This is a genomic window from Sphingobium sp. (genome assembly GCF_035511395.1).
Classification (GTDB): domain Bacteria; phylum Pseudomonadota; class Alphaproteobacteria; order Sphingomonadales; family Sphingomonadaceae; genus Sphingobium.
On the sequence record NZ_DATKFP010000425.1, the window covers coordinates 1 to 5,230 of the forward strand.

General features: G+C 63.9%; 6 protein-coding genes and 1 pseudogene. 5 read left to right on the forward strand and 2 right to left on the reverse strand.

Going from position 1 to position 5,230, the window contains the following annotated elements:
- Positions 1–167: 167 nt before the first annotated feature.
- On the reverse strand, positions 168–1,013 hold the full coding sequence (locus tag VMR39_RS28570) for an N-formylglutamate amidohydrolase (RefSeq protein WP_325421613.1): 846 nt from the start codon (positions 1,011–1,013) through the stop codon (positions 168–170).
- A gap of 14 nt (positions 1,014–1,027) precedes the next feature.
- Here VMR39_RS28570 and VMR39_RS28575 point away from each other — a divergent pair, with 14 nt between their 5' ends.
- The 4 genes from VMR39_RS28575 to VMR39_RS28590 are packed head-to-tail and all read left to right on the forward strand — an operon-like array spanning position 1,028 to position 4,232.
- Complete coding sequence (locus VMR39_RS28575; protein WP_325421615.1) at positions 1,028–1,966, forward strand: transglutaminase family protein; 939 nt, start codon at positions 1,028–1,030, stop codon at positions 1,964–1,966.
- Positions 1,967–1,971: 5 nt separating this feature from the next.
- Entirely contained in the window at positions 1,972–2,787 is an 816-nt protein-coding gene (locus VMR39_RS28580; protein WP_325421617.1) for a transglutaminase family protein, read from the forward strand.
- Complete coding sequence (locus VMR39_RS28585; RefSeq protein WP_325421619.1) at positions 2,780–3,106, forward strand: hypothetical protein; 327 nt, start codon at positions 2,780–2,782, stop codon at positions 3,104–3,106. The genes VMR39_RS28580 and VMR39_RS28585 overlap by 8 nt, the downstream gene beginning before the upstream one ends.
- Positions 3,066–4,232, forward strand: coding sequence for a M3 family metallopeptidase (locus VMR39_RS28590; protein WP_325421621.1), 1,167 nt, complete (start codon positions 3,066–3,068; stop codon positions 4,230–4,232). Before VMR39_RS28585 ends, VMR39_RS28590 begins: the two co-directional genes overlap by 41 nt.
- Here VMR39_RS28590 and VMR39_RS28595 read toward each other — a convergent pair.
- Positions 4,207–4,761, reverse strand: a pseudogene (locus tag VMR39_RS28595) (transposase); the annotation flags it as partial. The gene VMR39_RS28590 and the pseudogene VMR39_RS28595 overlap by 26 nt on opposite strands.
- A 163-nt stretch (positions 4,762–4,924) precedes the next feature.
- Here VMR39_RS28595 and VMR39_RS28600 point away from each other — a divergent pair.
- Complete coding sequence (locus VMR39_RS28600) at positions 4,925–5,188, forward strand: hypothetical protein (RefSeq protein WP_325421623.1); 264 nt, start codon at positions 4,925–4,927, stop codon at positions 5,186–5,188.
- The last annotated feature ends 42 nt before the right edge of the window (positions 5,189–5,230 follow it).

Consider the following 5,230-nt stretch of genomic DNA (forward strand, 5'->3'; position numbering starts at 1 on the left):
CCGGCTAATGACATGGTCGGCAATGCAATGCCGCCGATCTTCGCGCGCCGTCCCTTTATCCATGACCAGCATGCGCATCGCACCGCTGGCGTGCGCAAGGTTATCGAAGATGCGCTGAGGAGTGCAGGATTGATGCGATGAGGGCCGCCTCGTTCAGGAGTTTCCCGTCAAGCCATGCCCCCCCGGCTGCGTCCATGCCAAGGAACGAGAGGCTTTTGCCCTGAGCCGTCACGCATCGACGACATTTCAGCGGCTCGTCGTGCCGCAACAGCCAGACGCGTCGCCCATGCTTCTTGTCCGGACGGGTTGCCGACAAGGTCTTGTCGCACCTCGATCTCGGCGTAGCGGAGATTCCGCGCAAATGCGTGGAACGGGATCGTGTAGTCGGTCTCGTCCATGGCGTAAGGCTCGTTATCGCCCACGATCAGGTCCGCGTGAACGGCGAGTGCATCGCGCAGCGCGTGGGCGAACCCTGTACGTCCCGAACCGTGCAAGACCCCGACGTCCCAGGGCCGGGCCACCCCGTCCATTTCGGGCGTGAAGCTGTGCAACGACAGTAGGATCGTTTCCTGGGCGGTAGCAAGCCGGGTATCAAGGAGCGCCGCGATCGCGGCATGATACGGCCGGTGGACCGCGTCGGCCCGGGCATCGCGAGCCCGGCCACTCAGATGCCGGTTTCCGGGAATGGGGGTGCCATCCGAAACCCCCGGGATGGCATCAGGCCGTGCGGGCAAGCGATTGCAGTCGATGACGAGGCGCGAGTAAGGCTGATGCACGAAAGGCGCATCCAGCAGAAGGGCCAGAGCCTGGCCGAGGCCAAGCACGCCGATATCGATCGCTATGTGGCGTCCCAGGTCATCGGGCTGCAGCCCAAGGAGTTTCAAGTGACGAGGAACCGCAGATCCCGCGTGGTCGCCAATTAGCAGGAACGGCGAGGTTCCTGCGGCGTTGAACAAAGCAAATGGCGCCGGATCTTCCGGACCCAGCACGCTTTCTGCCGTGCGCCCGGTCACCAGGAAGTCCTGTCATGCCACTGCTGACGATCCATCATACAACGCTGTATCGCTACCAACAACCGGTTTCGCTTGGTGAACATCGCATCATGATGCGGCCGCGCGAGGCGTTTGACCAGCGCTTGCTTTCTGCGCGCCTCGTCATCGACCCCGAGCCTAGCGAAGTGCGATGGCTGCACGACGTCTTCGGGAATTCGGTCGCCGTCGCTTCTTTCGAGCGCCGCACGGCGCGACTGACGATCACCAGCGAGACGACACTGGAGCATGCCCCCCTCGCCCAGACGCAGGTAGACGTCGAGGATTACGCACGCCTGATCCCGTTCACCTATTCTGCGGAGGATATGCCGGACCTCCTGCGTTCGATCGAGCGGCAGCACCTGGACCCAGGGCGGATCGTCGACAACTGGGCGCGAGCGTTCCTCAACGACAACGCAAGCACCGGGACTATTACCCTGTTGACCGAGATGGCGACCAGCATCAAGCGCGACTTCACCTATGTTCCCCGTCATGAGAAAGGCACACAGTCGCCGCTCGAGACATTGAAGAAGCGTCAAGGGACCTGCCGCGACTTCGCGGTACTGATGATCGAAGCGGTTCGCGCGCTCGGCTTCGCGGCGCGGTTCGTCTCGGGCTATGTCTACAATCCGTCCCGCTCCGAGGGCGTGGTCGGCGGCGGCAACACTCATGCTTGGGTCCGCATCTTCCTCCCCGGCTCCGGCTGGGTCGAGTTCGATCCCACTAACGGCATCATCGGCAATCGCGGCCTCATCCGCGTCGCAGAGGCGCGCGATCCTTACCAAGCACTGCCGCTATCGGGCACCTGGTTTGGCCTGCCCGCCAGCTTCCTTGGCATGGACGTAACCGTAGACGTCCACCGAGCCGACCCCGACCAGTTCCCCTCAACCGGCCATGGCGCCGTAAACAGCCGCCGTTCCGGCACTTCAGGAAAGTGACAACCATGCTGATCAGCTGCGGCTATGATATCCGATTTGAAACCGAAACGAAGACCGCGATGATGGCGATGCTCAGCCTCCACCCCTCGCGGCACCAGGACCTGCGCACGCCCCAGCGCCTGCTGGCCGAGCCCGATATCCCGCTCTATCAGTTCGAGGACGGCTTCGGGAACGTCGCCACGCGCTTCAGCATACCGTCCGGCGGCGTGACTCTGTCTTGCGAGTTCGTCATCGAGGACAATGGCGAGCCGGACATGCGCCCGGCCAACGGTCCGCAGATGGCGGTCGAGGACCTGCCCGATTTCGTGATGCCGTTCCTACTGGGCAGCCGCTATTGCGAAACCGATCGCCTCATGGACGTGGCATGGAGCAACTTCGGCCATTACACCAATGCCCGCGACCGGGTGGACGCGATCGTAGACTTCGTTCACCGCCATATCGAGTTCGGTTACCACTACGCCCGTCCCGACAAGACGGCCTGGAACGGCTATCAGGAGCGGCAGGGCGTCTGCCGCGATTTCGCGCACCTCGCCATCACGCTGTGCCGCTGCATGAACCTGCCAGCGCGCTACTGCACCGGTTACCTGGGCGATATCGGGGTGCCGTCGGTAGATGCGCCAATGGACTTCAGCGCATGGTTCGACGTTTATATCGATGGCAGCTGGTACACTCACGATGCCCGCCACAACAAACCGCGCATCGGCCGTATCCTGATGGCGCGAGGGCGCGATGCTACCGATGTCGCCTTAACGACCGCGTTCGGCCCGGCAAACCTGGTGCGGTTCGACGTCTATACCGACGAAGTCCAGCCCCTTGAATGATCCGCTGATTGACCCGCTTCTGCGTCCCTGGGACGGTCCGCTCGGCGCCCGGCCCTTCGCGCAGGTGCGGGACGAGGACTTTCAGCCCGCGTTCGAGGCCGCCACCGCGTGTCACCGCGCGGAAGTGGCGGGTATCGCCGGACAGACGGAAGCGGCGACGTTCGAAAACGCCATAGCCGCCCTGGAACGGACGGGCGAAGTGCTCGGCCGGGTCCGGCGCCTGTTCTGGACGCTATCCTCGGCGCAGGGGACTGCCGCCATCCGCGCGATCGAGGGCAATGTTTCTGCTCAGCGCGCATTCGATCGCGATCAACCATGACGCCGCGCTCACGGCGCGCATCGCCGCCGTCCATGCCTCGCGCCATGACGCCGGGCTGGCGCCGGCGGGGGTGCGTCTGGTCGAGGCCAGCTACGCCGGCGCTCGTCGAAGCGGCGCGGCTTTGAGCCCTGAGCAGAAGGAACGCTTTGCCGAGATCGACTCGCGGCTTTCGGCGCTCTTCGTCCAGTTCGGCCACAACGTCCTGGCGACCACGGCCGGCTGGGTGCTGGACCTGGGCGCGGGCGACTTAGCCGGGCTGCCTTCCTCGCAGTGCGACGCCGCTGCCGCGCGCGCCGCCGCCGCAGGGGCCTCGGGCCGTTTCCACGTCACCTTCGATCGGATTGACTACGAAAGCTTGCTGAGTTTCTCGCGGCGCCGCGACCTGCGGGAGAAACTCTGGCGCGCCTTCACCGAGCGTTGCGACGGCGGGGCGCACGACAACTGGCCCATGATCGCCGAAATCCTGGCGCTCAGGCGGGAGCGGGCGGTCTTGCTCGGGTACGCTGACCATGCGCATTACGCGTTGGAGGACAGCATGGCCCACGCGCCTGCCGCCGCCTTAGATTTACTGCAGCAGCTATGGGAGCCCGGCAAGCGCCGCGCTGCCGAGGAGGCGGCCGAACTGCAGGCGCTGATCGACGCCGAACCCGGCGATTTCACCCTGGCTCCTTGGGACTGGCGCTTCTATGCCGAGCAAGTACGCCGATCGCGCTATGCGCTGGACGGGGCGGCGGTGGTACATTACTTGCGGCTGGACGCCGTCCAGCAGACCGCCTTCGATACGGCCGGCAGGCTTTACGGACTGACCTTCACGCACCGCGCGGATATTGCCGGCTATCATCTCGACGTCTGGGCGTGGGAAGTGCGCGACGAGGCGGCTGGCCCTCTCGGGCTGCTGTTCACGGACTATCTCGCCCGGCCGAAGAAGCACGGAGGGGCCTGGGTGGGCAGCCTGCGCGTCCAAAAAGCGATGGACGGCGCGGTACTTCCGGTCGTCTACCTCGTCGCCAATTTTGCAGGTGCGCCGCCGCCGGATACCGGCGCCACGCGCCTGTCCATCGACGAGGCGCGCACCCTGTTCCACGAGTTCGGCCATAGGCTGCTGGCAGCAGTTTCGGCAATCTGATTAGATTGGAGGCGGCAGCGATGAGCGTGAAGGACCATCCGACGCGATCTTAACCACGGTGTCGGGTCTTTCGCATGGTGCCGCAGGTTTTTGCCCATCCGAACACTTCCTCGATCCGCTTGCGGATTTTCTGGGAGAGCCCGTAGCCGGGATGGCGTATCTTACGCCCGTAATATGGCAGAACGGCGATTGGTGTTGTTCTGAGCCACATGCGGGGTGACGTCCATCGCGCAATGCCCCGACGAACGCGGCGGTGTCGTAGTTCTTGTCCGCTCCCAGCGTGATCCGATGGCGCCCTCCCGTCCGGCCAAGCATAGTAAGTGCGGCCTTGCGTTTCGGCGATGCCGGTCGCGTGTGTGAGGATCGCATCGACTACGAGGCCATTGCGATTTTCCATGAGGACATGGGCCATATGGCACAACTTGGCTGCCTAGCCCCGCACTTTCTTAAATAGGCGGGCATCGGGATCAGTGGTTGATGCATAGGTCGCTTTGCTGCGCTTCTCGCCCCGGAAATCGCGTCCGGCATTACTCGGCGCTGTTTTCTGCTCGCCATGGCCGGAAACTGAACCACCGTCATCGTCATCCACCTCATCCGCTTCCTCATTCCAGATGCCTTGGACTGGCCTTCAGGCGAATGTCCGGAAAGGAGCCGGGTAGGCATTGCTAATCACTGCTACGCACTGCTAGGCATTGAGGGTCGGAGGCATTATAACGACCACGCTCGAACGCGCTGCCCGCGCGCTTTGCTCGCTGCAAGGACTGCCGGAAAAAACCAAGGTCGAGGGGCGCCCGATGTGGGAAAGCTTTTTGCCGAGCGCCCGCGCCGTTTTGCAAGCGATCCGCGAGCCGAGCCCTGAAATGCTCATGATCGAGCCCCCGCTACCGTCGCAAGGCTTCTACACAGAGGATGCCTGGCGACTGATGATCGACGCTGCCCTTGCCCAACGGCCGTGACAAGCGACGAACCGGGGAACGCGTCTGCCGCCATCCTGTTGA

What these genes read in the sequence shown, in the direction of transcription:
- VMR39_RS28575 (WP_325421615.1), top strand. Translation starts at nt 1,028, where the DNA reads ATGCCACTGCTGACGATCCATCATACAACGCTGTATCGCTACCAACAA.
- VMR39_RS28580 (WP_325421617.1), top strand. Translation starts at nt 1,972, where the DNA reads ATGCTGATCAGCTGCGGCTATGATATCCGATTTGAAACCGAAACGAAG.
- VMR39_RS28590 (WP_325421621.1), top strand. Translation starts at nt 3,066, where the DNA reads ATGTTTCTGCTCAGCGCGCATTCGATCGCGATCAACCATGACGCCGCG.